Source organism: Caulobacter sp. (assembly GCF_017744445.1).
Classification (GTDB): domain Bacteria; phylum Pseudomonadota; class Alphaproteobacteria; order Caulobacterales; family Caulobacteraceae; genus Caulobacter.
In genome coordinates, this window is record NZ_JAGIBH010000009.1 from 147,024 (window position 1) to 173,722 (window position 26,699).

Consider the following 26,699-nt stretch of genomic DNA (forward strand, 5'->3'; position numbering starts at 1 on the left):
GCCGGGGCCCAGATCGAACCCACAAGCGCTCCCCGCGCTAACGGGCCGTATCTCGGATCATCCCCAGCCGCTCAGGCTGAACCTGGGCCCCGGCCTTCGCCGGGGAAACGGGATTTTGTTGGTCTTGCCAGCCGCCCTAGACCAACCCCCGCTTCGCCGCCTCCAGCGCCGCCTCCGCCCGCGAACAGATGTTGAGCTTGCGGTAGATCGCCTTCACATAGCCCGCCACGGTCAGCTCGGTGACGCCCATCACCTTGGCCGCCTCGCCCGAGCGCAGGCCCCGGCCGATCAGCCGCAGCACCTCGGTCTCGCGCGGGGTCAAAGCCGCCTCGGGCTCCGTGACCGCCTGGGGCTTGCGGAAGTAGTCGAGCATCCGCCGCGCCACGGCCGGCGATAGCGGGGTCTCGCCCGCTTCCAGCCGCCGCAGGTAGCGGACCAGCTCGTCGCGGCCCATGTCCTTGAGCAGGTAGCCGCCCGCCCCCGCCGCGATGGCGTCGAACAGGTGGTGATCGTCGGCATAGATGGTCACCACCACCGACCGGGTCGCGCCGCCGGAGCGCTCGGCCAGGTCGCGCAGGAAGTCGACGCCGCGCCCGTCCGGCAGCCCCAAGTCCACCAGCGCCAGATCCGGCGCCCCGGCGTCCAGGAACGACCGCGCCTCGGCCAGGTCTGCCGCCCCCTTCGCCACCACGCCCGGAAAGGCCTCCGACAACGCCGCCAGCAGGTGCTCGCGGGTCTCGGCCTGATCCTCCAGAACGAGGGCGGTAGACGGCAGGCTCATGCGGCGGCGCTCGCGTCGATCGGGGCCGACAGGCGGATGACCGTGCCCTTGGTGGTCTCGGGGATCTCGACCGCCCCGCCGATCTCGCCCAGGCGGCGTTCCAGGTTGGCCAGGCCGCTGCGCCGGCCCGGCTCACCGGGCAGGCCGACGCCGTCGTCGCTAAGGGTCAGCTCCAGCCGCCCGCCGTCCTCATGCACGGTCACCGCCACGGTCGTCGCGCCGGCGTGGCGGATGGCGTTGGACACCACCTCGCGCACGGCCGAGGTCAGGTTCTTGTAGACGCGGTAGGGCGCGGTGCGGTCGGGGTCGGCCAGCTCGACGGGCGGCCAGTCCAGGGAGAGGCCCGCCGCCTCCAGCCGCTCGGACGTCTCATGGCGCAGGTCGGCCAGCACCGCCTCCAGCGGCAGGTCGTGGCCCGACAGGCCCGAGACGATGGCCCGCAGGTCGCCGATCGCGCCGCGCATGGCTTCGCGGGTCTGGGACAGGTCCTGGCGGTGCAGGCCCGACAGCAGCCGCGCCCCGACGTCGTCATGCAGGTCGCGGGCGATGCGCAGGCGCTCCTCCACGACCCCGCGGGCATAGGCGTCGCGACCTTCCTCGATCTGGCTGAGCAGCCCCACCAGCTGATCGGCCAGCTGGGCCTGGGCCGTGCCGAACAGGCCTCGCCCCCGGAACGGGAAGCGCAAGGTCAGGGCCGTGGTCCCGGCGGCGGCGGGCAGGCCCAGCGCCACGCCCTCGTCCAGGATCTGGGCGCGGACCAGCGGCCCGCCAGCGGAAATCTCCAATGGCTCGTAGACCCGCGACAGCAGGGCCTTCCACGCCCCAGCGCGGGCCTCGGCGTCGTGGATCAGGGCGACCTGGGCCACGGCGGCGAACATCTCGTGCTCCTTCATGGTCTTGCGGCCGATCGTGCGCCGCCACAGCACGTCGCGGAACGGCAGGTAGGCGAAGGCGACGACCAGCAGCGACACGCCCAGCGCCGTGCTGGGCGCCGCGCCCAGGGCGGTGATCAGCAGGCCGTCCAGGGCCAGCATGGCCGCGCCAGCGCTCAGGTAGAACAGGATCCGGAACGCCCACTGGTCCAGCTCGAACAGCTTGTGGCGGCGCAGGCCCACGGCCATGCCGACATAGATGATCACGAAGAAGCCCAGCGAGTAGCGGGGGTCCAGGAACGGCGCGCGGCCGAGAGCGATGGGCACGGCGACATTGCCGATGAAGGCGCCGGCGCCGACGATCACCGACAGGCCGAGCCACCGGGTCGCGGCCATGGCGGCGGGATCCTTGCGGCTGGCGAAGGCCTGGACGCCGATGGCGACGATGATCAGGGCCATCTCCAGCGAGGTCACCGCCTGGCCGGTGCTGTCCAGCGAGGGGTTGCCGGGCAGCAGCGGCGTCATCGCCCAGCCCAGCAGCCACAGCGGGATCAGCCACGCCACCGGCCACCGCGTCACCCGCTTGGGATAGGCCAGGAAGAAGGCGATCATCGCCCCGCCGAACGCCACCGCGCCGGTCATGTTCAAGAGCTGGGACGTCAGGGCCAGGGCAGCGTCGGCGACCAGTTCGACGCTGGAATTGACGGCCCAGCCGAAGGTGAAGGCCAGCATCGACAGGCCCGTCAGCCCGAACAGCTGGGTGGCCAGGTCGCGCGGCCGCAGCGCCCAGACCCAGCCGACGATCAGGGCCGCGATCAGGCCGAACGCCAGGTTAGCCCAGAACTCGGAGTTCAAGGTGGTCAGCGGCCGGGGCCGGTCGTCCACGGTCACGGGGCGCTGGACATTGTCGGCGCCCGCCAGCCGCACCACCAGCGGCCGCGCCTTCAGGGCGTCAGCGAAGGCGCCTTGCAGGCGGCGGCGCTGATGGGCCTCTGCCTGGGTGGCCGGACTGTCCAGCCCGCCGATCTCGGCGGCGCGCAAGGCCGGGGCCGTCGGGTCGGCGCCGATTCCAGCCAGCCGATCCCCCACCTTGGCCCCGGCCCGCGCCAGCGGCCCTTGCGGGTCCAGGCGGGTGATGGTGATCGCCCCATCAGGACGCGTGTCGAAGCCCGCCCCCAGCCAAGCCGGGCTCAACGCCATCCACACGCCAGCCAGGGCGGTCGCCACGCACAGCAGGACGACGCCGAGCAACAGGGTGGTGGGTGACGACGTACGCATGGATGAGCCGAGCTTGGGGCAGGACAAGCACGGCCGCAACTCTCACGGAACGCCGTTATGGGGACACCCCCGGGATTGGGGGTTGCGTGGCGGTGAAGCGCCCCCTCCGTCTCGTCGCCTATCGGCGCCGATCCACCTCCCCCGCAAGCGGGGCAGGAGGGTTCAGCCTCCTCCTCCCTCGTGAAACGGGGGAGGTGGCGCGCTGCGGATACGCAGCGTGACGGAGGGGGCGCTTCGCCGCTACTTCCCCTCGAAGTACCGCGCCGCGAAGTCCAGGAAGAACGGCCAGTTGGGACCCGGCGTATGCCCGCCCTCGTGCTGGCGGAAGGCCAGGTCGCCGTCGGCGATCAGGGTCAGGGGCGCGGGGAAGGTCGTCGCCCCCAGGTCTTTCTTGCCCAGCAGGCGGTAGACCGGCCCGGCCGCCACGGTGGCCATGAACATCCCACGCGGGTCGGTCCAGGCGTCGGCCTCGTCATTGCCGACGCTGATGAACAGCGGCCTCGGCGCGACCAGGGCGATCAGCTCGTGGCTATCCACCGGCAGCTCGTCGGCGGTCAGCGGGCCGGCATATTTCAGGAAGTTCCCGGCCATCCAGTGGTGCTCGCCCTCGGCGGCCAGGTTCTCGACCTGCTCGCCGCGCTTGCGGCGATGCAGCTTGGCGCCGCCCTCGCCGGACGAGGCGATCAGGCCGACCGCCAGGCGCGGCTCGTAGGCCATGGCCACCAGCGCGCCCTTGCCGTAGCGCGACAGCCCCTCGATCCCGACCCGCTTGGCGTCGATCGCCGGGTCGGTCTCGAAGTAGTCGATGCTGCGGCTGACGCCCCAGCCCCAGGCGCGCAGGGCGCCCCAGTCGTCGGGCTTGCGGGGGTGGCCGCGATTGGTCAGGCCGATGATGCCCTGATTCAGCTTGCCCGGGTCGTCGGCCTGGACGCTGGTGGGATCCAGGATCGCGTAGCCCCATCCCCTTGCGAGCACCAGGTCGCGCCAATCCGGACCGGGCGGCGGCGGACGATTGCGCGCCCAGGGCGGGCCGTCGGGGAAGCCAAGCTCCAGAATCAGCGGGACGCCAGTCTTGCCCTCGGGCGTCACCACCAGGAGGTCGAGGGTCACGCTGATCGACGGCGCCCGGCGGTTGTCGGCGACCCCGGCCAGGCGCTTTTCGACCACCGGCACACCGGCGCGGACGGTCTTGGTTTCCTTGACCACCGTCCAGGTGACCTTCGGCGCATTCTTCGGGATCCGCCCGTGTTCCTCGCGTTCGAACAACTCGACCAATTGGGGCCGGCGGGTCTTCCACCAGGCGTCGGCGTCGGGGACCGGGCGCCCGTCCGGGAAGGCCAGCGGGTCGGGCAGCAGGCTGAACGGCCCGGCCTTGGCCTCGTCGTAGTTCACGGCGTTGGGCGCGGCCTTGTTGTAGCCGTCGACGCCGGGGCGCAGCGGCTTGTCGATGCCCAGGCTTTTCAGCATCCGCGCATGCTCGGCCTGACCGGCGGCGACGTCGCGTTGCGGGAACTGGGCGGCGGCCGGGGTGGCGACCGCGAGGCCCACCGCCACGGCCATTTTGAGCATTGATCTTACAAGTGTCATGACGTCATCTGACCTCTGCCATGCGAAACAGTCTTACCACCTTGAGCGCCGCCCTGGCCCTGGGCCTTGCTATCCCCGCCCATGCCGAAGACATCCCCCGCATCGCCCGTCAGGACGGCGCGCATCGGCTGCTGGTGGGCGGCAAACCGTTCCTGATCCTGGGCGGCGAGCTGGGCAATTCGAGCAGCTCGGACCTCAAGGATCTGTCCGGCCACTGGGCGGTGCTGAAGGCGGCGAACCTGAACACGGTGCTGGCGCCGGTGACCTGGGAGCAGATCGAACCGGTCGAGGGGAAGTTCGACTTCACCGTGCTGGACGGCATGATCCAGCAAGCTCGCGCCAACGACATGCGCCTTGTCCTACTGTGGTTCGGGGCGTGGAAGAACAGCATGTCGACCTACACGCCTGCCTGGGTGAAACATGACCAGATCCGCTTCCCCCTGGCCCGCACGGCGGAAGGCAAGGCGGTCGAGATCCTCAGCGCCTCGTACCCCGCCACCCGCAACGCCGACGCCAAGGCCTATGCCGCGATGATGGCGCACCTGAAGGCCGTGGACGGGGAAAAGCGCACGGTCCTGATGGTCCAGGTCGAGAACGAGATCGGCATGCTGCCCCAGGCGCGGGACCACGGCAAAGCGGCCGAGGACGACTTCAGGAAGCCCGTGCCGGCGGCGGTGCTGAAGGCGACCGGGGCCAAGAAGACCGGCGCCTGGGAAGCGGTGTTCGGCGCCTCTGCGGCGACCGACGAGCTGTGGCAGGCCTGGACCTTCGGTCGCTATGTCGAGGCGGTGACGGCGGCCGGCAAAAAGGCCTATGGGCTGCCGATGTATGTCAACGCCGCCCTGCCCCGGCCGGGTACGGTCCCTGGCGGCTATCCCAGCGCCGGGCCGCTGCCGCATCTGATCGACCTGTGGCGGGCGGCGGCGCCGTCCTTGGACATGCTGAGCCCGGACATCTACTTCGCCGACTTCGTCAAATGGATGCCGCCCTACGACCGGGCCGACCAGCCCTTGTTCATCCCCGAGGCCGACCAGGCCGGCAAGACGCCCGCCCCCGGCAACGCCTTCTGGGCGATCGGCGAGCATGACGCGATCGGCTTCTCGCCCTTTTCGATCGAGAACCTGCCGCCCGAGGGGGTGAAGGCCCTGGGCGCGGCGTATCGGCTGCTGGACCAGCTGACGCCGCTGATCATCACCCACAACGGCGGCAAGACCATGCGAGGGTTCCGGGCGCCGGTGGCCTATGACGGGACGGTGGACCTGACGCCTCGGAAGGCCAGCTTCGGGGCGTGGGATTTCACGGTGACGGTGGTCGATCCGTGGACGCCGAAGGATGCGCAGGACTATGCCAGCCATGGCGGGCTGGTGATCCAGCTCTCGGCCGATGAGTTCCTGGTGGCGGGTCGGGGGATCACGATCACCTTCGCGACGCAGGGGGCGAGCGTGGGGCTGGAGAGCGTGCGGGAGGTGAGCTTCGACGGCGGTCAGTGGGTCGACGGGCGCTGGCTGAACGGGGACCAGACCCACCAGGGGCGGCATGTGCGGCTGCCGCCGACGGCGTTCGGGGTGCAGCGGGTGAAGCTGTACAAGTACCGGTAGGGGCCGGCGGCTCACCCTCACCTCCCCCTCTTGGGGGAGGTGGCGCGCCCGCGCAGCGTGGCGTGACGGAGGGGGCTGGTCATGAGTCGGCCGGCGCTGGCCCCTCCACCGCCATTCGGCGGTCCCCCTCCCCCAAAGGGGGAGGAGAGAAGAACCGTCCAGCCTCGCGCTACTGCTCCGCGCCATGCGCGTAGACGCCCAGCATCGTCCCGACGAACCCACCCGCGACCTTGGTGCTCAGCGAGGTCCCGTCCGCCCCCGCCACCAGCGTGTCCCAAGCCCCCGGCGCCGTGCCCCAGGCGAAATCCAGCGCCCCGCCCTTGGCCGTGATCTTCAAGTTCAAACCCTGGCCCGATTTGAGGGAAACAGCTTTTTCCGCCACCACGACGCCGTCGACCGGATCATTCTTCCCGGCCCGCTTCTCCACGCGCACCACCGTCCGCCCACCGTCGCGCACCAGGCCGACGAACCAGTAGAAGTCGTCGTTCTGCACCGCCACCAGGCCGGCCTTGTCGCCATCGGCCTTGGGCGTGAACAGCACCGTCGTCTGGACCGTGGCGTTCATGTGCTGCTGGCGGCGGGCCCAGACGCTGGGCTGGTCGTTGTCGCCGATCTTGGCCGCGCGGGCCTCCAGGCTGAGGATGCCGCTCTTCACCGACCACCAGCGCGAGGTCGGGATGCGCATGGTCATCCAGCTCTTGGGCAGCTCGGGCCCGGCGAAGGTCTCGGCGACCCGGAACGGACCCGAGGTCGGCGGCGCCTTCAGGGCCGGCAGTTTCGGCGCGGCGTGCGTGTACGGGATCGTCTGGCCGTTGGGCAGGATCACCGGCCAGCCATCCTTCCACTCGACCGGCAGCAGGAAAGTCTCGCGGCCGGTGTTGTAGGTGTCGTCGCCGTAGGGGCGCACGGCCAGGAAGGTCGCCCACCACGTGCCATCCGGGGCGTCGACGATGTCGGCGTGGCCGGCCGAGGTGATCGGCAGCGGGCGGTCCTTGGGCAGGCCGCGCTGGGTCAGGATCGGATTGTCCTTATACGGAGCATATGGCCCGGTCGCCGACTTGGACCGCAGCACCACCTGGCTGTGACCCTCTGCCGTGCCGCCCTCGGCGGCGACCAGATAGTACCAGCCGTCCTTCTTGAGGATGTGCGGCCCCTCGGGCCAGATCGGCTTGGTGGAGGGATCCACGCCCTTGTCCAGCAGCACCTTGCGGGGGCCGATCGTCTTCTGGGCCTTGGGGTCGTATTCCTGGATCCAGATGGCGCGGTGGCCCTGGTATTCGGCAGGGCCAGGCGGGTTGTCGTTGTTGACGATCCACGCCCGGCCATCATCGTCGAAGAACAGCGAGGCGTCGATGCCGCCGACTTCCGGCAGCCACACCGGATCCGACCACGGCCCCTTGGGATCCTTGGCGGTGATCAGGAAGTTGCCGCCGCAGTCGACGCAGGTGTTGAGGATGTAGAACAGCCCGTCGTGATGGGTGATGGCCGGCGCGAACACGGCCCGCGACAGGCCCAGGCGCTTGAAGTCCAGCATGCCGGGGCGGTCCAGCGCATTACCGATCTGCTCCCAGTGGACCAGGTCGGTCGAGTGGTGCACCGGCAGGCCCGGGAACCAGGCGAAGGTCGAGTTGACCAGGTAGAAGTCGTTGCCAACCCGGGTGACCGACGGGTCGGGGTAGAAGCCCTGGACGATCGGGTTGCGGTACTGGCCGGGGGCGGTTTTGACCGAGTCCGACGGGTCGCTGCCGCTGTAGATGAAGTTGGTGAACTGGGCGGTGTTGGAGGCGGCTTGGGCTGTGGTGGCCAGCAGGGCCAGAGCCAGGGCGGCGGTCACAATACGCATCAACAACACTCCCCTATTCCGTCTTCCCGGCGAAAGCCGGGACCCAGATTCAGCCTGAGCTTTGACCAATCCTGGCGCTCACAGCCCCATGATCTGGGCCCCGGCTTTCGCCGGGGAAACGGGATTTCTGAAATCATCCCAAAGGTCAGCAAGCCCTACCGCGCCGGCGCCGCCCGGAACGCCGCCGCCACAGCCTCGCGCAGCGGCTTGGGCTTGTAGTCGTCATCATACAACGTCGGGCGCTTGGGCAGCTTGTCCTGGCGGTACCATTGGTTCTGCAGCCACGAATATTTGTCGACCATGCCCCAGGCCAGGATCTCCTTGGTCTGCTTGTAGGACAGCATCTGGTCGAGGAAGGCCTTGGCGTAGGCCGCGACCTCGGCGTCGCGCGGGCCGAAGGCGGCCGGCAGGCCCTTGTCGTGGACGTCGAACTCGGTGACCAGCAGGTCGTAACCCATGCCGGTGACGTCGTTCAGGAAGGCCGTCCATTCCTGGGTCTGCGGCTTGCCGAAACCGGTGAAGCTGTCGGCGTTCTCGGCCCCGATGTGGCTCTGGATGCCCAGGGCGTCGACGGGCGTGCCGCGCTTCTTGAAGCCCTCCAGCAGCTTGAGCACGCCGTAGCGGTGCTTCTCGTTGCCGACTTCCTGGCTCATGTAATCGTTGTAGACCAGCCGGGCCTTGGGCGCGGCCTGGCGGGCGACCTGGAACGACAGGTCCAGCACCTGCTCCTTGCCCATGGCGTCGGATAGGAACGTCGAGCGGATCGAGCCGTCCTTGGGATCGACCGTCTCGTTGACCACGTCCCACGAGATCATCTGCGGATAGCGGCCGCACAGGGCCTGGATGTGCTCGGTGACCATCTTGGCCGCCGCCTCGGCGGGCTTCGAGCCGAAGTCGTAGGTCTTGGTCCATTCGGGGAACCACTGCGGGTGGTGCCACAGCAGGGTGTGGCCGCGCAGGGCCTGGCCGTTCTGCTTGGCGAATTCGGCGATGCGGTCGGCGCGGCCGAAGTCATAGTACTGGGGCCCGCGGGCGCGGACGACGTACCACTTCAGCTCGTTCTCGGGCACCAGCACGCCGCACTCGCGGGCCAGGATCTCGAGATAGGCGTGGTCTTCGAACGAGCCGGTGATCGAGCCCTTGGGGCCCGCCCCGACGGCGCTGCCGAAATAGACGCCCTTGGCCTTGGCCAGGTCGCGCAGCGGGGTTTCATCAGCAAAGGCGCAGCCGGCGTAGGCGCTGGCGGCTCCAGCCGCGCCCAGGGCCAGAAGATCTCGACGCGAAAGGCTCATGCGTCACGCTCCCAAGAAAAAGGCGCGCACCGTCTTGGAGGAACGATGCGCGCCAAAACAAAGACAGTTGGCAGGAGTAACCGGGCTCTTCCGGCCGACTTTCGAAACGAGGATCGAAAGCCGGAAAAGCCCATCCATCCGTATCCGCCGGCCCGAGGGGGAGACCCTCGAGCCGGCGTCCACGAACCTTAGAAGCTGGCGCGCAGGACCAGCGTGTAGCGGCGGTCGGCCATGAACCACGAGCGACCGGTCTTCAGCAGTTCGTTGTTGAGGATCTGCGTCGTACGGGTCGTCTCGTTGGTCAGGTTCACGCCCTGCAGGCCGATCTTCATCTTCGGCGTGACGTTGTAGAAGATCGAGCCGTCCAGCTGGCCGGTCGCCTCGTTCATCACGGGGGCGAACGGCACGATCACGTCGCGGACGGTCAGCAGGAAGTCCGAACGCCAGTTGTAGGCCAGGCGCGCCGACACCTTGCTGGTCTCGTAGACCACCGCGAAGTTGGCGTTGTGCTTGGACAGGCCCTGCAGCGGCAGCTTGCTGGTGTCGACCGTGGTGATGCGGCCGGCGGCCACGTCGGGGTCGGTCGCCGACAGCGTGCTTTGCGGCACGCCCGAGCTGTCGATGTAGCTGTAGTTGGCGTTGATGCCCAGCTTGTCGAACGGCTTGGGCAGGAAGTCGTAGAACTGCTGGTAGCCGACTTCGAAGCCCTTGACCGTCGACTTGACGGTCGAGTTGCCGGGCGTCGTCACCAGCACGTCGAACGTGGCGCCGTTGTTGGTGAACGGCACGCGGGCGGTCGAGTTGAAGTTGACGTCGGTCAGCTGCTTCCAGAAGGCCGCCACCGTCAGCGAACCGACCGGGGCGAAGTACCACTCGACCGAGGCGTCGATGTTCTTCGATTGGGTCGGCTTCAGGTAGGGGTTGCCCACCGTCACGTTGCCCGAGGGCACGCCGTTGGAGATGCCGTCGGCATTGGTGTTCAGCGCCAGGCCGAAGTAGTTGCGGGTCAGGCCGATGTCCGGCGGCGTGATCGTCTTCGACAGGCCGAAGCGATACTGCAGGCCATGCGGCATGACCACCTTCACGTTCAGGCTGGGCAGCCAGTAGTCGAACGAGGTCTTCACCGTGCTGGGCGTGACCGCGCCGTTCGCCCAGGCCCGGGCGGCGGCGCGGACCTGCGGCGTCAGACCGCAGAACGACGACGGCGTGAAGGGCTCCTTCGGATCCGGCAGCGCCTGCCACTCGGCGAAGGCGTCCACGCAGTCCTGCTCGGTCGCCAGGCCGGTGGCCTGCGGGAACGACAGGAAGCCCGAGGCCTGACGGTTGGTCTTGGTGTAGCGCAGGCCGATATTGCCGCTGACGCGGGCCTCGCCGATGTCGCCGGCGAAGCGGGTCATCAGATAGGCCGACTGGGTCTTCTCGTTCACAGGATTGATTTCCTGCGGCAGGAAGGGCGTGCCGGCGACGACGTTACAACGCTGCGCCAGCGGGACCCAGTTCTGCGGGCAGCCGCCAGTCAGGCGGTCGCGCCACTCGTCGCCGACCGACAGGGCGAACTGCGAGACGGCGGCGTAGTTGTCGACCGTGTTGTTGACGTAGAACAGACGCGGCTGGTTGCCGGTCGGGACGACCATCTTGCCGCGCAGGAAGTTGTCGAACGCGTAGGACTCGACCTGCGAGGTGCTGTTGAAGCCGCCGGCCGTGGTCGGGTTGCTGTTGATCGGATCGTCCATCCAGACCGGACCGCCGCCGCCCCAGATCTCGGACAGCACGCCCCAGTTGTAGGTCGAGAAGCGGGTGGTCTGATCGCGTTCCGACCAGCGCACGCCGGCCTTCACCGAGTCGAACCAGGTGTCGTCGTTGAACTTGTACTCGACGTCCACCTTGACGGCGTCTTCCTTGCCTTCCGACTGCTCGATGTGGTCCATCGCCGAGCGCCAGAAGTTGTTGTACGGGTCGCTGAAGCTGCTGTGGGCCCCGCGCATATAAGACGGGCAGCTGGCGCTGGTCGGCGCGCAGTTCGAGATCGTCTGGCCGTTGGACGGCGGCAGGAAGCTGATGTCCGGCAGGCCGCTGCCGTTCAGCGCGATCGCGGCGTTCTGGAACGTCGAAGCCCACAGGCCCATGCTGATGGCGTCGACCGACGAGTCCACGTGCTGGGCGTCGAACAGGACACCCCAGTGCTCGTTCGGGGTCCATTTGAAGTTGAAGCCGTAGTCCGACGTGATCGTCGTCTGGCTTTCGTCACGACGGATGTTGTTCGACTGCAGGCCGTCGATCGGCGTGCGCGGATCCGCGCCGTTCTGGTCGTCACGCCAACCGGTCGTGCCGGTGATGACGCCCTTGGTGAAGACCCCCTGGTCGTCGAACGAGAACGTGGTGCCCTCGACCGGACGCGAGTCGCCGTTGCTGGTGACGTTGTCGGTGGCGATTTCGATGGCGCGCTCGGTCCACTCGGCCTTGGCCTTGGAACGCAGGTACTGGAACGCGGCCTGCATGGTGCCGTCGTTGCTCTTCCATTGAGCGGCGAAGGCGCGGCCTTCGCGACGACGCTCGTTTTCCGTCGAGCGGAACGCCGCGCCACGCGGGAACCACACGCCCTTCGTGCCATTGCCGCAATCCGAGATCGCTTGGCCCAGATTGGTGCGGCAGCCGAAGTTCGACACCTGGATGGCGTCGCTGCGGCTGGCCAGGCGCGAGTCCACATAGCTGGCCAGCAGGCCGAACTCGCCGGCGGCGGTGTCCCAGCGGTTGCTGTACAGGAGGGTGTAGGTCGGACGGTACTTCTTGGAGAAGTCGCCGTAGCTGACTTCCGCCGACATCGACAGGATGCGGTCCTTGCTGTCGAACGGCAGGCGCGTGCGCAGGTTCACCGTGCCCGAGATGCCGCCTTCGATCAGGTCGGCCGAGGGGCTCTTGAACACGTCCACGCCGCCCATCAGTTCCGAGGGAACGTCAGCGAAGCTGAGGATACGGCCGTTGTTGGCCGTGAAGGTGTCGCGGCCGTTCAGTTCCGAACGCACGAAGTTCAGGCCGCGCACGACCACGCCCGAACCTTCGGTCGAGAAGTGGTCGGGGTCGACGCCCGCGGCGAAGCGGTTGATCGACACGCCCGGCACGCGCGACAGCGCTTCGGTGACCGAGCGGTCCGGCAGGGCGCCGATGTCTTCAGCGGTGATCGAGTCGCCGATGATGTCGGACGACTGCTTCAGTTGCTGGCTGCTCTTCAGGCTCTGACGGATGCTGGTGACGACGACTTCGTCGACCGTCTGCGCGTCATCCTTCTTGTCCTGCGCCATGGCCGGCGCGCCGACCATCAGCATGCCCAGCGCAAGCGCCGAGGCCCCGTACTTCAGATTGTCAGCGAAAGAAATACGTCCGCGAGTCGCGGACGGCCTGTTGGCCGTTCCCATTAGTCCACCTCCCCTTTTGTTCGTTATGGCAGCAAGGTAGCGCTACCATCGGTCATGTTACCGTGACCATTGTTGTCAGATCACATGATAGACCACTGCTCGTCAAGCCGTTGTCACACGGGTCCGGTTCGAGTAGCCGTAGGAATGGGAACGCTACCATTCTGGAGAGAGGCCTCGCGTCACCGCGGTCCTGCAGCCTCTGGTCCCGACCTGGTATCCTCCCCACTCGTGGTGCGGCCACGACGAACCGGATCTCGACGTCCGGCTTGATAAGAAGGATGACAACGTAAGACAGCGTTGTCAATTTGCTGTTTTGTCCCCCGGTCACGACAATGGGGACGAATGCTCTGGGGAGGGAGCATCAGATGACCGAAGCGATCCGCAAGATCGTCATCGTCGGCGGCGGCACCGCCGGCTGGATGACCGCCGCCGGGCTTTCGGCCATGCTCAAGGGCCTGCCCATCGAGATCGCCCTGATCGAGTCGGCCGAGATCGGCACGGTCGGCGTGGGCGAGGCCACGGTCCCCCACATCCGCCACTACAACGCGCGCCTGGGCCTGGACGAGGCCGACTTCATGCGCCGGACCCAGGCCACCTACAAGCTGGGCATCGAGTTCCGCGACTGGGGGCGCAAGGGCGAGACCTACATCCATCCGTTCGGCGCCTATGGCCATCCGATCGGCGGCGCGCCGTTCCATCAGCATTGGCTGCGGGCGCGACATCTTGCCGCGCGGGGGCAAGGAACGGTCGACCCGATCGAGGTCTACAGCCTGCCGATCATGGCCGCCTTCGCCGGCAAGTTCGTGCCGCCCGCCGCCGATCCGCGCTCGCTGGGCTCGACCTTCAACTACGCCTACCAGTTCGACGCGACGCTCTACGCCCTCTATCTGCGCGACTATGCCGAGGCCCGGGGCGTGGTCCGCACCGAGGGCAAGGTGACCAGCGTCCAGCAACGTCCCGAGGACGGCTTCGTCACCGGCATTACGCTGGAGAGCGGCCAGGCGATCGAGGGCGATCTGTTCGTCGACTGCTCGGGCTTCCGGGGCCTGCTGATCGAGGGCGCGCTGAAGGCCGGCTACGATGACTGGACGCAATGGCTGCCCTGCGACCGCGCCGTCGCCGTGCCCTGCGATTCCGTCGAACCGGCCAAGCCCTATACCCGCGCCACGGCCGACGACGCCGGCTGGCGCTGGCGCATTCCGCTGCAGCACCGGGTGGGCAACGGCTATGTCTACTGCTCGGGCTTCATCGCCGACGACGAGGCCGCCCGCGTGCTGGTGGAAAAGCTGGACGGCAAGGCTCAGGCCGATCCGCGCTTCCTGCGGTTCGTGACCGGCCGGCGCAAGAAGCAGTGGCTGAAGAACGTGGTCGCCGTGGGCCTGTCGTCGGGCTTCCTGGAGCCGCTGGAGAGCACCTCGATCCACCTGATCCAGGTGGCGATCACCACCCTGCTCGAGCTCTTCCCGCACCGAGGCTGCGAGCAGGCCGACCAGGACGAGTACAACCGGGTCATGGACCTGGAGTTCGAACGGATCCGCGACTTCCTGGTGCTGCACTACCACGCTAACCAGCGTGAGGATTCCGACTTCTGGCGCGACCGCCGCGACAAGCCCATCCCCGACAGCCTGGCCTGGAAGATGGAGCTTTGGCGCGAGCGCGGCGTGGTGGCCAACTACAAGGACGGCTTCTTCAAGGAGCCGTCTTGGGTGGCCGTCTATCTGGGCCAGAACATCATGCCCGACGGCTATGACCCGCTGGCCGAAGCCCTGGATCCCGCCCACGCCGCCCAGATCCTGGCCGAGACCAAGACCGCGGTGGCCCGCACCGTCCAGGCCATGCCGGCGCACGAAGACTTCCTGCGCGCCTTCGTCGAGGGGAGGACCCGGGCATGAAGATCCTGATCGTCGGAACCGGCGTCGACGCCTGGCTGACCGCCGCCGTGCTGGCCGGGGCCGCGGGCCGCGCGGCGCGGATCGCCGTGCGCGAGACCGCCCCGCCGGCGCATGGCCAGCTGGTGGGCCTCCCCGCGCTGCTGGGCCTGCACGCGCGGCTGGGGATCGAGGTCGGCGCGCCGCTGCTGGGCTTGCGCCATGGCGACATGCTGGAGCCGTTCGGCGACACCGGCGCCATGATGGAGGGCCTGCCCTTCCACCACTACTGGCTGCGGGCCAAGGCGCATGGCGAGACCGCGCCGCTGGAGGCCTGGAGCCTGACGGCCCGGGCGGCGGCGAAGGGCCGCTTCGCGCCGAGGAGCGCCGATCCCCGGTCGCCGCTGTCGACGCTGGATCACGGCCTGCTGCTGGATGCCGCCGCGTACGCCGAGACCCTGAAAGCGGTCGCCCTGAAGGCCGGCGCCGAGCTGGTCGACCACCGTCCCGACGCCGACCTGGTGGTCGACGCCTCGGGCGAACCTGGCGATTGGATCGACTGGAGCGCCTGGCTTCCGACCGGCGCACGGCTGACCGGCGTCGAAGACCGCATCGCGACCTTCGCCCACGACGCGCCGCTGAAGGCCGGCCGTCGGGCGCGGGCGGTCGAGGGCGATGTCGTGGCCGTCGGCGGCGCGCTGGCGTCGATCGGCGCGGCCGATGGCGGCGACCTGCATCTGCTGCAGACCACCGTCTCGCGGCTGGCGGCCCTGCTGCCGACGGGTCCGGCGGCGGTGGCGGAGTTCAACCGCCTGACCGCCATGGCCGTCGAGCGGGCTCGGGACATGGCGATCCTGCGCTGGGGAGTGCTTGATGCGCCGCCGGAAGAGCTGGCCTGGAAGATCGGGCAGTTCGAAAGCCGGGGACGCGTGGTGATGTACGACGAGGAGACCTGGCCGGAGGGGTCGTGGGTGCATGCGCTGCTGGCGCGGGGCGTCACGCCCAAGCGGTGGGATCCGTTGGTCGAGCGCGCGCCGCTGGCGCAGACGCGGGAGATGCTGGGGCGGATGAAGGCCGTGCTGGAACAGACGGCGGAGGCGATGCCGCGTGGGTGACCCTATCGCCAACAACCCTCGTCATCCCGGGCGGCGTAGCCGACCCGGGACCCAGGGGCCCACGCAACGCAGTCGCCCCTGGGTCCCGGCTCTCCGCTTCGCTGCGGCCGGGATGACGAGCTTTTTTGATACGGGCCGCAACCCATGAGCCCCTCCCCCATCCGCACCGTCCTCATCGTCGGCGGCGGCACCGCCGGCTGGATGACAGCCGCGGCGCTGTCCAAGACCCTGCCCGCGACCACCGCCATCACCCTGGTCGAGTCCGAGCAGATCGGCACCGTCGGCGTCGGCGAAGCCACCATCCCGCCGATCAGCACCTTCAACGAGATCCTCGGCATCGACGAGGCCGAGTTCATGCTGGCCACCAAGGCCAGCTTCAAGCTGGCCATCGAGTTCGTCGACTGGATGGGACCGGGCCACCGCTACCTGCACCCGTTCGGGGCCTATGGCCTGGATATCGAGGCGCTGAAGTTCCACCAGGTCTGGCTGCGCGCCCATCATGAAGGCTGGGCCCCGCCCATCGACGCCTTCAACCTGTCGGCCCAGGCCTCGCACCTGGGCCGTTTCGCCCTGCCGTCGAAAGACCCGGGCCAGGTGATGTCGAGCCTGAAATACGCCTTCCACTTCGACGCCGGGCTCTATGCCAAATTCCTGCGCGGCCAGGCCGAAAAGCGCGGTGTCATCCGCGTCGAGGGCAAGGTCGCCAGCGTGCAGCAGCATGGCGAGACCGGCTTCGTCACCGGCGTGACGCTGGACGACGGCCGCACGCTGGAGGCGGACCTGTTCGTCGACTGCTCCGGCTTCCGGGGCCTGTTGATCGAGCAGACCCTGAAGGCCGGTTTCGAGGACTGGAGCCATTGGCTGCCAAACGACCGCGCCGTGGCCATGCCCTGCGTGACCGGCGGCGACGGCCTCACCCCCTATACCCGCGCCACGGCGGACACGGCCGGCTGGCGCTGGCGGATTCCGCTGCAGCACCGCACCGGCAACGGCTACGTCTATTCCAGCAAGCACATCAGCGATGACGAGGCCGTCGCCCGCCTGCGCGCCACGCTGGACGGCGAAGCCCTGGCCGAGCCGAACTTCCTGCGGTTCCAGGCCGGTCGGCGCAAGGACGCCTGGGTCAAGAACGTGGTGGCCATCGGCCTGTCGTCCGGCTTCCTGGAGCCGCTGGAGAGCACCTCGATCCACCTGATCCAGGCGGGGATCACCAAGCTTTTGGCCCTGTTCCCGGATCGCGGTTTCGATCCGGTCGAGATCGCCGAGTACAATCGCCTGACCGCCTTGCAGGTCGAGCTGATCCGCGACTTCATCATCCTGCACTTCCACGCCAACGGCCGGGACGAGCCCTACTGGAAAGCGGCCCGCGAGATGGCGATCCCCGAGACCCTGCGGCGCAAGATGGATCTCTTCGCCGCCTCGGGACGGCTGTTCGGCTCGGACTACGACCTGTTCGCCGACGCCAACTGGATCGCCGTGCTGCTGGGCCAGGGGATCATGCCGCGCCGTCACGACCCGCTGGCCGACGCCCTGCCCGCCGACATGCTGAAAGCCCAGCTGACCCGCCTGTCGACGATCATCGGCCAGACCGCCCAGGCCCTGCCCACCCACGAAGCCTTCATCGCCCGCTACTGCGCGGCCCCGGAATTTGCGAAATGACTGAGAACCATCGCCTGCGCCGCGTCGTCATCGTCGGCGGCGGCACCGCCGGCTGGATGACCGCCGCCGCTTTGGGGCGCTTCCTGAAGGACGGCTACACGAAGGTGACGCTGGTCGAGTCCGAGGCCATCGGCACGGTCGGGGTGGGCGAGTCCACGATCCCGCAGATCAACATCTTCAACCGCATGCTGGGGCTGGACGAGAACGACTTCGTCAAGAAGACCAAGGCGACGTTCAAGCTGGGCATCGACTTCGTCGACTGGAAGCACATCGGCCACAGCTACCACCACCCGTTCGGCCCCTATGGCGTCGACATGGAGGGGGTATCGTTCCACGCCTACTGGCTGAAGGCGCGGGCCATGGGCCTGTCCGACGACCTGGGCGAATACAGCCTGCAGACCGTGGCCGGTCGCCAGAGCAAGTTCATGCGCCCCAACGGCCAGGCCAACTCGCCGCTGGGCAGTATCGCCTACGCCTTCCAGTTCGACGCCGGGCTCTATGCCAAGTTCCTGCGGGAATATGCCGAGGCGCGGGGCATCGTGCGCCAGGAGGGCCGCATCCAGTCGGTGCAGCAGGACGGCGAGAGCGGGCACGTTACCTCGGTGACGCTGGAAAGCGGTCAGGTGATCGAGGGCGATCTCTTCATCGACTGTTCCGGCTTCTGGGGGCTGCTGATCGAGCAGACCCTGAAGGCCGGCTACGAGGACTGGAGCCACTGGCTGCTCAACGACCGCGCGGTGGCCATGCCGTGTGCGCTGGGCGGCTCGCTGGCCCCGGCGACGCGAGCCACGGCCCGGCCGCACGGCTGGCAGTGGCGCATCCCGCTGCAGCACCGCCTGGGCAACGGCTACGCCTATTCCAGCGCCCATGTCAGCGACGACGAGGCCCTGGCCGACCTGCTCGCGAACCTCGACGGCGAGCCCCTGGCCGACCCGAACTTCCTGCGCTTCACCGCGGGTCGGCGACGGAGCAGCTGGGTCAAGAACGTCATCGCCATCGGCCTGTCGGCCGGCTTCATGGAGCCGCTGGAGAGCCAGTCGATCCACCTGATCCAGGTCGGCATCTCGCGCCTCTTGGCCCACTTCCCCGACCGCCGGTTCTTCCAGGCCGACATCGACCGCTACAACCGCACCATGACCTTCGAGTACGAGAAGATCCGGGACTTCCTGATCCTGCACTTCAAGGCCACCCAGCGGAACGACACGCCGTACTGGGACTATCTGCGGGAGATGGAGATCCCCGACTACCTGGCCGACAAGATCGCGCTGTTCAAAGGCTCGGGCCGGATCTTCCGCGAGAACGAGGAGCTGTTCAACGATACCTCATGGTTCGCGGTGCTGATCGGCCAGGGGATCCTGCCCGAGAGCTGGGACCCGATGGCGGATCCGATGGACGAGGGGCTGTTCAAGGCCCGCATGGCCGAGATCAAGTCGGTGATCGCCAGGTCGGCGGAGGCGATGCCGGAGCATATGCAGTTTATCCGGGATAACTGCGCGGCGGAGTAGCGCCCCCTCCGTCTCGTCGCCTATCGGCGCCGATCCACCTCCCCCGCAAGCGGGGCAGGAGAAGAGCCGCTTCCTCCTCCCTCGTAAAACGGGGGAGGTGGCGCGATGCGGATACGCATCGTGACGGAGGGGGCGCTCCTCCCCTATGCTCACCCGATGACCGCCGAAGCCATCACCCTGAAACGCGGCCCCGGCCGGCCGCGCGACCCGGAGGTCGAGCGGCGGTTGAAACGCGCGGCGCTGGACGTCCTGGCCGAGCGCGGCTTCTCGGGCCTGACCCTGGAGCGCATCTGCGAGCGCGCCGGCGCGCCGCGCGCCACCTTCTACCGCCGCTGGGCCGGGCCGCTGGACGCCGTGGCCGAGGCCTTCGACGAAGCCTTCCGCTTCGAGGCCCCGCCGGACACCGGCGACGTGGTGGCCGACCTCGTCATCATGGGCCAGTCGATGCTGCGGCTCTACAATGACCCGGTGCTGGGCCCGTGCATGAGCTTCATGATCGCCGAGGCGCCGGTGCGTCCCGAGCTGGTCGCCTGGCACCAGGACGTCTTCCCCCGCCGCCGGGCGCACAACCGCGCGGTGGTCGAACGGGCCATGGCGCGGGGCGAGATCGCGGCCGATACCGATCCGGACCTGGTGATCGACGTGCTGAGCGGCCTGGCGATGAACAACCACGCGACGGGGCGGCCGGTGACGGCGGAGGCGTTGGAGTTCGTGGTGCGGCGGGTGCTGGGACTGTAGCCGCAGCGCCCCCTCCGTCACGTCGCCTATCGGCGCCGCGCCACCTCCCCCCCAAGCAGGGCAGGAGGGTGCAGCTGCCTCCTCCCTTGCGAAGCGGGGGAGGTGGATCGCTGCGGATACGCAGCGAGACGGAGGGGGCGCTCTCCGGCGCTACTTCTGCAGAACCCCCAACACCGCCAACGTCATCGCCTCCACCCCCGTGCGAATGGTCGGCTCCGGCGTCGGCGCGAAGAACGGCGAGTGGTTGGTCGGCACGGGCTTGCCTTCGGCTTTCAATTTCTCGATCTCGGCCGGCGCATAGCCGCCGATGCCGAAATAGACCGACGGCACCCCCGCCAGCACGAACTCCGAATAGTCCTCGGACGCCGAGCCCGGCTTGTCCTCAAGAACCGCCTTGGCCCCGAAGGCGGCCTTGAACACCGCGCCCGTCCGGGCGGTCAGATCGGCGTCATTGACCACCATCTTGCCGCCGGAGGTCAGCTTCAGCTCCGGCTCGGGCGCCCCGGCCATGGCGGCGACGGCCTTGGCGGTGCGCTGGACGCCGGCCAGGATCTTCTCCCGCACGGCCGCGTCCTGGGTGCGGATCGTGCCGCGCAGCCGGACCCGGTCGGGGATGATGTTGCCCGCGCTGCCGCCCTGGATCGAGCCTATGGTGACGACCCCGAACTGGCTGGGGTCCTTCTCGCGGCTGACCACGCTCTGCACGTCGACCACGAAGCGGCTGGCCATCATGATGGGGTCGATCGTGGCGCTGGGCATCGAGCCGTGCCCGCCCTGGCCGATGAAGGTCAGGTCGATGCCGTCCGAGGTCGAGGTCAGCACGCCCGGCTTGTACGAGATCTGGCCCGCCGGGCTGTTGCCGACGTGCAGGGCAAAACCGTAGTCCGGCTTGCCGCCGATCTTGTCCCACAGCCCGTCGGCCAGCATGGCCCGCGCGCCGGACGTGAGCTCCTCGGCCGGCTGGGCGACGAAGACCAGCGTGCCCTTCCATTTGGCCTTCATGGCGACCAGCTGCTTGGCGGTCCCGACCCAGGCGGCCATGTGGATGTCGTGACCGCAGGCGTGGGCGGTGAAGACCTTCTCGTCGCGATAGATCGCCGTCGCCTGGCTGGCGAAGGGCAGGCCCGTCTTCTCCTGCATCGGCAGGCCGTCCAGCTCGGTGCGGATCAGGATCTTGGGCCCGTCGCCGTTCTTCAGCACCGCCACGACGCCGGTCTTGCCGACGTTTTCGGTGACGGTGAAGCCCAGCGCGCGCATCTGGGCGGCCAGTTTCTTGGCGGTCTCGACCTCCTGGAAACCCAGCTCCGGATGGGCGTGGATGTCCTTGTACAGCGCCTCCAGCGCCGGGTAGTCGCGGTCCAGCTGGACGTCGATGGCCTTCTTGGCGACGGGGACGTTCAGCGGGGCGGCGACCGCGGTCGTCGCGAGCAGCGTGGCCAGGACGGCCGAGGCGAGGAGTTTCATGCGGAGCCCCGAGATGGTGAGTCACGGGATCGACGCATACCGCGGACCAACCCGCCACCCCACGACCGCGAAATTTCCCTCTCCTCCCCCTTTGGGGGAGGGGGACCGGCGAAGCCGGTGGAGGGGCCAGCGCGGCCGACTCATGACCAGCCCCCTCCGTCACGCCACGCTGCGCGGGCGCGCCACCTCCCCCAAGAGGGGGAGGAGAGTGTTGCACCGTTCCCGCTTCGGTTTAGATTCCCGGCGCGTAGGGGAACGTCATCGCCTCGTATTCCTCCAGCGTCTTCGGCGGGGCCTTCTCACCCGTCGGCAGCGGGCGCTTCGAGAACGACCCGAACCACGCCACCGACGCATCGCGCCACCACTGAGCTTCGTCGCGCTGGATCTTCAGGTAGTCAGCCACCTCGGCGTGGCGCTGCGCATCGACGTAGGGCGCGACAGACGCCCAGGTCGTCTCCATGCCGTCCACATACTTCACGCCCAGCCCGTAGCGCTTGACCAGGCCGTCCCACAGGGTGTCGCCGGACTTCAGGCGGTAGTCCCAGCTCAGGTGGTGGAACCACAGCAGGTCCTTCTCATCCACGCACTTGAGGTCGGCGAAACACGCCCCCACCGCCGGCGCGTACTGGGCCGTGGCGTTGCTGCCCGTCGGCGTGCGGTCGAAGCCCAGGCCGTCCGGCCCGGCCTTGGCGTAGTAGACGCTGGTCCAGTCGGCGCGCTCGCCGCCGGCGACCCAAGGCCCGGGGCCGTAGTGATGGCTGCGGCCCATCTGGTGGTGCAGGCCCAGCGGGGTCATGTAGTCCACCGTCGCCTCGCGCGAGCCCATCATCATCTCGACGACCGGCTTCACGAAGCGCGGGTCGTTGCTGAAGGTCATCTTCGCCCAGTCCGTCGCGATGTCCTTCGTCGAGGCCTCCGGATCCCAGGCCAGGCGGCCGAAGACGTACCAGTTGGCCTGGTCGAACTGCGAGCCCGACCAATTGCGGTCCGTGCCGATATTGGCCACGCCCGCCATCACCGTCAGCTTGCGGCCGTCCAGCTGGCCGTCGACCACCTTGGCCACGGTCGAGCCCTTGCCCTTGGCCATGGTGTCGGCGCGCAGGGTCTCCTCGTACATCGGGCCGAGGTAGACGAGATGGGTCGAGAACCCGAGATATTCCTTGGTGATCTGGAACTCCATGCCGAGGTTGCTCTTGGGCATGGCCCCGAACAGCGGGTGGAACGGCTCGCGCGGCTGGAAGTCGATGGCGCCGTTCTTGACCTGGATGACCACGTTGTCGCGGAACTGGCCGTCGAACGGCTTGAACTCGTTGTAGCCCTGCTTGGCGCGGTCGTCGGGCTGCTCGTGCGAATAGACGAAGGCGCGCCAGATCACGACGCCGCGATTGCCCACCGCGTCGGCCAGCATGTTGGCCCCGTCGACATGGGTGCGACCATAGTCCTGCGGGCCGGGCTGGCCCTCGGAATTGGCCTTCACCAGGAAGCCGCCGAAGTCGGGAATGGCCTTGTAGATCTCGTCGGCCTTGGCCTTCCAGAAGGCGGCGACGGCGGGGTCCAGCGGGTCGGCGGTCTTGAGGCCGCCCAGCTCGACCGGGGCCGACCAGCGGGCCGACAGATAGACGCGGATGCCATAGGGCCGGAACGTGTCGGCCAGGGCGGCGGCCTTGGCGATATAGGCCGGGGTGAGGCTGTCGGCCTTGGCGTTGACGTTGTTCAGCACCGTGCCGTTGATGCCGATCGAGGCGTTGGCGCGGGCGTAGTCGACCATGCGCGGATCGACATGGCCGGGCAGCCGCCACCAGTCGAAGATCGACTGGCCCGAATAGCCGCGCTCGACCGTGCGATTCAGGTTGTCCCAGTGGTTCAGCATCCGCAGCTTCACCTTGGGCGCGCTGGCGATATCCAGGCTCTCGACCGGCTGGCGGGTCTGGATCAGTTCCAGGTAGCGGAAGACGCCGTACAGGACGCCGATGTCCTTGGAGCCGGCGATGACCGTGGTCTTCTTGCCGTTCACCGCCGTGGTGCGGATGCGATAGCCCTCGTCGCCCAGGCCAGCTTGCGGCGCCACGGTCAGCTGAATGACGCCGTCGCGGGATCCGGCGGCGGCGCTCGCGGGCTTGCCGACCAGGCCGGTGAGGCCACGCTCCAGCTCGGCGCGGGCCACCTTCAAGGTCGGCGTATTGGCGACCGGCGCGACAGCGGCGGCGCGGGCCGCGTACGGCGCCTTCGCGGCGGCCTCGACCGGCTTGTAGCGCAGCCACAGGTCATAGCCGTCCTCGGCATGAGCGGTGGCGGAACCCATCAGCAGAAGGGCCGCGGCGAAGGCCAACAGACGCATGTCTCACTCCCTTACCCACATCCGTTTCCCCGGCGAAAGCCGGGGCCCAGATCCAGCCTGAGCTTGAGCCCGGCCTGGCGCGACACAGCCTTTCGATCTGGGTCCCGGCTTTCGCCGGGAAGACGGGGTTTTTGTTTCTCTCCCAACCTGGACGGCGGCATCACCGCCAAAGGTCGGGTCACCTCTCTTTAGTGGTCAGACCACCGGGTTGACAACCCTCATGGTAGCGGTAAACCGATAGTCAGGGAGGAAGATTGGACGCCCGCGCCTGCAGTTTGGCGCGCCTTCGATCTTTCGGCCCGCCCGCGGATTTCAGCACAAGCGTCCTCATGCCCAAGATCATCGCCGCCAAGACCATCGTCACGTGTCCGGGGCGCAACTTCGTCACCCTGAAGATCGTGACCGACGAAGGGGTGTACGGCATCGGCGACGCCACGCTGAACGGCCGCGAGCTGGCGGTCGAGGCCTATCTGACCCACCACGTCATCCCCTGCCTGATCGGCCGCGACGCCCACCAGATCGAGGACATCTGGCAGTTCCTGTACCGCGGCGCCTACTGGCGTCGGGGTCCGGTGACCATGGCCGCCATCGCCGCGGTCGACATGGCGCTGTGGGACATCAAGGGCAAGATCGCCGGCCTGCCGGTCTACCAGCTGCTGGGCGGCGCCTGCCGCACGGGCGTGATGGTCTACGGCCACGCCAATGGCGAGACGGTCGAGGAGACGATCGAGAACGCCAAGCACTATGCCGCTCAAGGCTACAAGGCCATCCGCCTGCAGACCGGCGTGCCCGGCATGAAGGGCGCCTATGGCGTCTCCAAAGACCGCTTCTTCTACGAGCCGGCCGACAGCGACCTGCCCAAGGAAACCGTCTGGTCGACCGAGCGCTACCTGCGCAGCGCTCCGGCCCTGTTCGAGGCGGCCCGCGCGGCCCTGGGCGACGACGTCCACCTGCTGCACGACGTGCACCACCGCCTGACCCCGATCGAGGCCGCCCGCCTGGGCAAGGACCTGGAACCCTACCGCCTGTTCTGGATGGAGGACGCCGTCCCCGCCGAGAACCAGTCCAGCTTCCGCATCATCCGCCAGCACACGACGACGCCGCTGGCCGTGGGCGAGATCTTCAACTCGGTCTGGGACTGCAAGCAGCTGATCGAGGAACAGCTGATCGACTACATCCGCGCCACGGTCGTGCATGCGGGCGGCATCACCCACCTGAAGAAGCTGGCCAGCTTCGCCGACCTGTATCACGTGCGCACCGGCTGCCACGGGGCCACCGACCTGTCGCCGGTCTGCATGGGCGCGGCCCTGCATTTCGACCTGTCGATCCCCAACTTCGGCATCCAGGAATATATGCGCCACACGCCCGAGACCGACGCGGTGTTCCCGCACGCCTACACCTTCGCGGACGGCATGCTGCATCCGGGCGAGGCGCCGGGCCTGGGCGTCGATATCGACGAGGACCTGGCGGCCAAATACCCCTACCAGCGCGCCTATCTGCCGGTCGCTCGCCGCCTGGACGGCTCCATGCACGACTGGTGATCTGACCAATCGGCGAGGAGGGAGAGAAAGTAGGACAATTCGCGCGGGTCTCCGTGGTAGTGATTCATGGAATCCGCTCCTGCCAGCGTCTCTAAAAGCCCCCTCGAGCCATGTCAGACAACGTCAAGCTCTACCGCAAGATCGCCGACTCCGTGGCCGACGCCATCGAGGCGGGGCAGTACAAGCTGGGCGACCGCCTGCCGACCGAGCGTGAGCTGGCCGAACAGTTCGGGGTCAGCCGCCCCACCTTGCGCGAGGCGATGATCGCCCTGGAAATGCTGGGCATGATCGAGGCTCGCCATGGCCTGGGCATCTACGTCACCGGCAATGTCCGCCCGGTGGCTCCCTCGGCCGATATCGACTTCGAGATCGGCGCCTTCGAGCTGATCGAGGCCCGCCGCCTGTTCGAGGGCGAGGCCGCCGCCCTGGCCGCCACCTCGATCAGCGACGAGCAGATCGAGGTGCTGGAAGGCCTGCTGCAGCGGATGCACGAGGAAGAAGAGATCAGCGGCGAGGACGCCGACCGCGAATTCCACCTGACCATCGCCCGCTCGACCGGCAACGGCGCCATCATCGCCACCATCGAGAACCTGTGGGACTGGCGCAACCGCTCGCCCCTGGCGCGGAACATCCTAACCCGCGCGCGCGGCATGGGGCTGGAGCCGCGGATCGTCGAGCACCGCCGGGTGGTCGATGCGCTGAAGGCCCACGATCCGGCGGCGGCGCGCCAAGCGATGCGGGATCACCTGGAGCGGGTGATCGACCACCTGCTGCACGCGACCGAGACCGAGGCGGTGCAGCGGGCGCAGCAGGAGACGAAGGCGCGCAGGAGCGCGATCGCGAAGCGGGTGGCGATCTAGGCTCAGCGGCCCAGTGACCTGAGGCTTCCCACTCCTCCCCCTCTTGGGGGAGGTGGCGCGCCCGCGTAGCGCGGCGTGACGGAGGGGCTGGTCATGAGCCGGCCGGCGCTGGCCCCTCCACCACCTTCGGCGGTCCCCCTCCCCCAAAGGGGGAGGAGAGATGCTTCTTCCGATGACGAGGGTTTAACTCGCTCGCCGCCCAACCTCCGGCTAGCGTCGGTGTATGCACCCGCCCCTGCGTCACACCCTCCCCCCCGACGCCATCCCCCGCCACCTGCACGCCGCGCCCTACGCCGCCGTGGTGCTGGAAGGCGGCTACGAGGAAGCCGGCGAGCGCGGCCGCTATCGGGTCGAGGCCGGCGACGTGCTGGTCCACGCCGCCTTCAGTGCGCATTTCAACCCCGCGCCCGGCCGCCGCGTCGTCGTGCTGAACCTGCCCCTCACCGCCTCGCCGGCCTTCGCCATCGCCCGCCTGGCCGATCCTGACACGCTGGTCCGCCTGGCCGAGCGCGATCCCGTCGCCGCCACCGCCTATCTGGTCACCCACTGGACGTCCGGCCGCGCCGCCCTCGCCGACGCGCCCGACCGCATGGCCGCGGCCCTTTCGGACGCCTCGGACCTGGCCATCGAGGCCTGGGCCCGCGATCACGGCGTCACCCGCGAGACGGCCTTCCGCTGGTTCCGCCAGGCGTATGGGGTGGCGCCCTCGCGGTATCGGGTGGAGGCGCGGGCGCGGCGGGCTTGGGGGCTGATCACGGGATCGTCCGAGACGCTGGCGGGGATCGCGGCGGAGGTCGGGTTCACCGACCAGGCGCACATGACGCGGGACGTGAAGGCGCTGACGGGGCGGACGCCGGGGGCGTGGAGAACGGCGGCATAAAGATCCTCCCCCGCGTTGCGGGGGAGGTGGCCCAGAGGGCCGGAGGGGGGCTAACGCGGCATGCGTC

17 protein-coding genes and 2 pseudogenes are annotated in these 26,699 nt (G+C 68.5%); 9 read left to right on the forward strand and 10 right to left on the reverse strand.

The genetic code is table 11. The annotated features are described in order from the left end of the window. Positions 1-136 precede the first annotated feature (136 nt). The 3 genes from J7528_RS14690 to J7528_RS14700 form a co-directional block, all read right to left on the reverse strand. Positions 137-781 carry a response regulator transcription factor gene (locus tag J7528_RS14690; RefSeq protein ID WP_291875712.1) on the reverse strand — a complete coding sequence of 215 codons (645 nt, stop codon included), beginning with the start codon at positions 779-781 and terminating at the stop codon, positions 137-139. Further along, positions 778-2,931, reverse strand: a complete 2,154-nt coding sequence (locus J7528_RS14695; protein WP_291875715.1) for an ATP-binding protein — start codon at positions 2,929-2,931, stop codon at positions 778-780. The genes J7528_RS14690 and J7528_RS14695 overlap by 4 nt, the downstream gene beginning before the upstream one ends. Positions 2,932-3,171: 240 nt before the next feature. After that, on the reverse strand, positions 3,172-4,491 hold the full coding sequence (locus J7528_RS14700; protein ID WP_291875718.1) for an acetylxylan esterase: 1,320 nt from the start codon (positions 4,489-4,491) through the stop codon (positions 3,172-3,174). Positions 4,492-4,538: 47 nt separating this feature from the next. On the opposite strand from J7528_RS14700, the gene J7528_RS14705 reads away from it, so the two are divergent. Then, positions 4,539-6,116, forward strand: coding sequence for a DUF5597 domain-containing protein (locus tag J7528_RS14705; protein ID WP_291875721.1), 1,578 nt, complete (start codon positions 4,539-4,541; stop codon positions 6,114-6,116). Positions 6,117-6,285: 169 nt separating this feature from the next. Here J7528_RS14705 and J7528_RS14710 read toward each other — a convergent pair whose 3' ends face one another. The 3 genes from J7528_RS14710 to J7528_RS14720 form a co-directional block, all read right to left on the reverse strand. Then, the gene (locus J7528_RS14710; RefSeq protein ID WP_291875724.1) at positions 6,286-7,959 is read right to left on the reverse strand and encodes a glycoside hydrolase family 43 protein; all 1,674 of its coding nucleotides are present in this window, start codon (positions 7,957-7,959) and stop codon (positions 6,286-6,288) included. A gap of 155 nt (positions 7,960-8,114) precedes the next feature. After that, positions 8,115-9,251 (reverse strand): endo-1,4-beta-xylanase, encoded by a 1,137-nt coding sequence (locus J7528_RS14715; RefSeq protein ID WP_291875727.1) that lies wholly within the window; start codon positions 9,249-9,251, stop codon positions 8,115-8,117. A 188-nt stretch (positions 9,252-9,439) separates the two neighbouring features. Further along, complete coding sequence (locus tag J7528_RS14720; protein WP_291875730.1) at positions 9,440-12,664, reverse strand: TonB-dependent receptor; 3,225 nt, start codon at positions 12,662-12,664, stop codon at positions 9,440-9,442. A 365-nt stretch (positions 12,665-13,029) separates the two neighbouring features. Between J7528_RS14720 and J7528_RS14725 the strand changes: the two genes are divergently transcribed. Both J7528_RS14725 and J7528_RS14730 read left to right on the forward strand, forming a co-directional pair. Beyond that, a complete protein-coding gene (locus tag J7528_RS14725; protein WP_291875733.1) occupies positions 13,030-14,556 on the forward strand; it encodes a tryptophan halogenase family protein in 1,527 nt (508 codons plus the stop codon). Then, positions 14,553-15,647: a tryptophan 7-halogenase gene (locus J7528_RS14730; RefSeq protein ID WP_291875737.1), complete on the forward strand. Its 1,095-nt coding sequence runs from the start codon at positions 14,553-14,555 to the stop codon at positions 15,645-15,647. The genes J7528_RS14725 and J7528_RS14730 overlap by 4 nt, the downstream gene beginning before the upstream one ends. 2 nt (positions 15,648-15,649) lie before the next feature. Here the strand turns inward: J7528_RS14730 and J7528_RS14735 are convergent. Beyond that, positions 15,650-15,777, reverse strand: a pseudogene (locus J7528_RS14735) (hypothetical protein). 14 nt (positions 15,778-15,791) lie between these two features. Between J7528_RS14735 and J7528_RS14740 the strand changes: the two are divergent. Continuing rightward, positions 15,792-17,306, forward strand: a complete 1,515-nt coding sequence (locus J7528_RS14740; protein WP_291875739.1) for a tryptophan halogenase family protein — start codon at positions 15,792-15,794, stop codon at positions 17,304-17,306. Beyond that, positions 17,303-18,811, forward strand: coding sequence for a tryptophan halogenase family protein (locus tag J7528_RS14745; RefSeq protein ID WP_291875742.1), 1,509 nt, complete (start codon positions 17,303-17,305; stop codon positions 18,809-18,811). The genes J7528_RS14740 and J7528_RS14745 overlap by 4 nt, the downstream gene beginning before the upstream one ends. Before the next feature lie 20 nt (positions 18,812-18,831). Here J7528_RS14745 and J7528_RS14750 read toward each other — a convergent pair. Next, a pseudogene (locus J7528_RS14750) lies at positions 18,832-18,964 on the reverse strand (hypothetical protein). On the opposite strand from J7528_RS14750, the gene J7528_RS14755 reads away from it, so the two are divergent. Further along, complete coding sequence (locus J7528_RS14755; protein WP_291875744.1) at positions 18,917-19,549, forward strand: TetR/AcrR family transcriptional regulator; 633 nt, start codon at positions 18,917-18,919, stop codon at positions 19,547-19,549. The pseudogene J7528_RS14750 and the gene J7528_RS14755 overlap by 48 nt on opposite strands. Positions 19,550-19,699: 150 nt before the next feature. On the opposite strand, the gene J7528_RS14760 is transcribed toward J7528_RS14755, so the two are convergent. Beyond that, the gene (locus J7528_RS14760) at positions 19,700-21,013 is read right to left on the reverse strand and encodes an amidohydrolase (protein ID WP_291875746.1); all 1,314 of its coding nucleotides are present in this window, start codon (positions 21,011-21,013) and stop codon (positions 19,700-19,702) included. Between the two features lie 232 nt (positions 21,014-21,245). Beyond that, on the reverse strand, positions 21,246-23,351 hold the full coding sequence (locus tag J7528_RS14765; RefSeq protein WP_291875749.1) for an alpha-glucuronidase family glycosyl hydrolase: 2,106 nt from the start codon (positions 23,349-23,351) through the stop codon (positions 21,246-21,248). Between the two features lie 329 nt (positions 23,352-23,680). Between J7528_RS14765 and manD the strand changes: the two genes are divergently transcribed. The 3 genes from manD to J7528_RS14780 all read left to right on the forward strand — a co-directional run bounded on the left by manD (position 23,681) and on the right by J7528_RS14780 (position 26,632). Further along, a complete protein-coding gene (manD, locus tag J7528_RS14770; RefSeq protein ID WP_291875751.1) occupies positions 23,681-24,892 on the forward strand; it encodes a D-mannonate dehydratase ManD in 1,212 nt (403 codons plus the stop codon). Between the two features lie 110 nt (positions 24,893-25,002). Next, entirely contained in the window at positions 25,003-25,752 is a 750-nt protein-coding gene (locus J7528_RS14775; RefSeq protein ID WP_291875754.1) for a FadR/GntR family transcriptional regulator, read from the forward strand. A 223-nt stretch (positions 25,753-25,975) separates the two neighbouring features. Then, a complete protein-coding gene (locus J7528_RS14780) occupies positions 25,976-26,632 on the forward strand; it encodes an AraC family transcriptional regulator (protein WP_291875757.1) in 657 nt (218 codons plus the stop codon). The last annotated feature ends 67 nt before the right edge of the window (positions 26,633-26,699 follow it).

Coding starts and splice junctions, on each gene's coding strand:
- J7528_RS14690 (WP_291875712.1), bottom strand. CDS start 781: ATGAGCCTGCCGTCTACCGCCCTCGTTCTGGAGGATCAGGCCGAGACC.
- J7528_RS14695 (WP_291875715.1), bottom strand. CDS start 2,931: ATGCGTACGTCGTCACCCACCACCCTGTTGCTCGGCGTCGTCCTGCTG.
- J7528_RS14700 (WP_291875718.1), bottom strand. CDS start 4,491: ATGGCCGTGGCGGTGGGCCTCGCGGTCGCCACCCCGGCCGCCGCCCAG.
- J7528_RS14705 (WP_291875721.1), top strand. CDS start 4,539: ATGCGAAACAGTCTTACCACCTTGAGCGCCGCCCTGGCCCTGGGCCTT.
- J7528_RS14710 (WP_291875724.1), bottom strand. CDS start 7,959: ATGCGTATTGTGACCGCCGCCCTGGCTCTGGCCCTGCTGGCCACCACA.
- J7528_RS14715 (WP_291875727.1), bottom strand. CDS start 9,251: ATGAGCCTTTCGCGTCGAGATCTTCTGGCCCTGGGCGCGGCTGGAGCC.
- J7528_RS14720 (WP_291875730.1), bottom strand. CDS start 12,664: ATGGGAACGGCCAACAGGCCGTCCGCGACTCGCGGACGTATTTCTTTC.
- J7528_RS14725 (WP_291875733.1), top strand. CDS start 13,030: ATGACCGAAGCGATCCGCAAGATCGTCATCGTCGGCGGCGGCACCGCC.
- J7528_RS14730 (WP_291875737.1), top strand. CDS start 14,553: ATGAAGATCCTGATCGTCGGAACCGGCGTCGACGCCTGGCTGACCGCC.
- J7528_RS14740 (WP_291875739.1), top strand. CDS start 15,792: ATGAGCCCCTCCCCCATCCGCACCGTCCTCATCGTCGGCGGCGGCACC.
- J7528_RS14745 (WP_291875742.1), top strand. CDS start 17,303: ATGACTGAGAACCATCGCCTGCGCCGCGTCGTCATCGTCGGCGGCGGC.
- J7528_RS14755 (WP_291875744.1), top strand. CDS start 18,917: ATGCGGATACGCATCGTGACGGAGGGGGCGCTCCTCCCCTATGCTCAC.
- J7528_RS14760 (WP_291875746.1), bottom strand. CDS start 21,013: ATGAAACTCCTCGCCTCGGCCGTCCTGGCCACGCTGCTCGCGACGACC.
- J7528_RS14765 (WP_291875749.1), bottom strand. CDS start 23,351: ATGCGTCTGTTGGCCTTCGCCGCGGCCCTTCTGCTGATGGGTTCCGCC.
- manD (WP_291875751.1), top strand. CDS start 23,681: ATGCCCAAGATCATCGCCGCCAAGACCATCGTCACGTGTCCGGGGCGC.
- J7528_RS14775 (WP_291875754.1), top strand. CDS start 25,003: ATGTCAGACAACGTCAAGCTCTACCGCAAGATCGCCGACTCCGTGGCC.
- J7528_RS14780 (WP_291875757.1), top strand. CDS start 25,976: ATGCACCCGCCCCTGCGTCACACCCTCCCCCCCGACGCCATCCCCCGC.